Annotated in this window: 2 protein-coding genes; both read left to right on the forward strand. The window is 46.4% G+C overall.

Annotation, left to right across the window (positions count from 1 at the left end):
• The first annotated feature begins 84 nt into the window (after nucleotides 1-84).
• Nucleotides 85-555 (forward strand): hypothetical protein, encoded by a 471-nt coding sequence (locus MMIC_RS12395; RefSeq protein WP_072660778.1) that lies wholly within the window; start codon nucleotides 85-87, stop codon nucleotides 553-555.
• A partial coding sequence (locus MMIC_RS12400) for a hypothetical protein (protein ID WP_143144966.1) occupies nucleotides 546-1,126 on the forward strand: 581 nt, incomplete at its 3' end. The genes MMIC_RS12395 and MMIC_RS12400, both read left to right, overlap by 10 nt.

Genomic DNA, 1,126 nt, shown 5'->3' on the forward strand with positions numbered 1-1,126 from the left:
TAGGTAAGCGCAACAGCTTCGCGCTTGAATTCGGCACTGTACTTTCTTCGTTGGGTCATTCGGAACACTCCTTATGGGCATATTATGCCTCTTTTTAGATGTGTCCGTAGAAACGGGGTAGAACCCCAGACAGTCTTTTCTCCTGAAGAGGCGGAGCAGATAACGGCGAAATATCGCCGCTATCTGCGCTCGCCTATAATGGATTATCCAAAGGTGAAAATTGACCTCGATAATTTGATTTCAGAGCAGCGAAAATATAGCGAAGAACAGAAGCAGGCTACGCTTGCAGAACGTGCAAAGCATATTGAGCAAATAAAGAAACGGTTCGGATGGTACGACGAGAGTAACTGGACGAAACTCCACAACGAGTACTACCGAGCCAAAACGATCTTGCTTCCTGATTACGAATATGCAGCCAGAAATGGCGATGCCGAAAAAGAGAGAGCTGCCTTCACAAAGGCTGCAAAACGAATCTTGGAGCTGCGCGAGATGCTGCCCATATCGCACGGTGCTGACCCTTACCCCGTGTTTTGGAATGAAAAACAATGGCGATGATTAAACAAAGCTGGTGCACGGACATCAACAAAACGGCGGCTTATGTTCGCTACATAATGGGCGATGGCAAAAAGAAGAAAATTGAAGCTGGGGAAGTGGTATATCCAAGCCCGTCTATTGCCGACAAAAAAGCAGTGGCTGCATATATGGCAAAGCATCGTTATTTTCTCGACACGCGAGGCATCGAGGGGCGCAGGAAATCGAAACGGACTGACCTTCGCCTGATAATGTCATTCGTTGGTAAGGTTCCGAAGAATGCGCACAAACTCGCGAAACAGTTTCTCGATGAAAATTTCCCTGACCATCTGGCGACATGGGCAATACACAGCAAACCAGTTTCAGAATATAAGGGAGGAGAGAAGAATGTTCCGGCGTGGCATTTCCATTTTGTTATCTGTCCAAGGGCAAAAACATCGGGCAATTTCCTGCAAACTAAAAAGTCAGACTGTCAATCAGCACCCAAAATTGACCCCCCATCAGCGTCCAATTTTGACCCCCCTAAAGTCTGTTTAAATCATGCTCTATTTTTGAATCTCCAGCTCTCATTTCCGGTCTCTATAATGTCACAATG

The sequence above is a fragment of the Mariprofundus micogutta genome (genome assembly GCF_001895085.1).
GTDB classification, from domain to species: domain Bacteria; phylum Pseudomonadota; class Zetaproteobacteria; order Mariprofundales; family Mariprofundaceae; genus Mariprofundus; species Mariprofundus micogutta.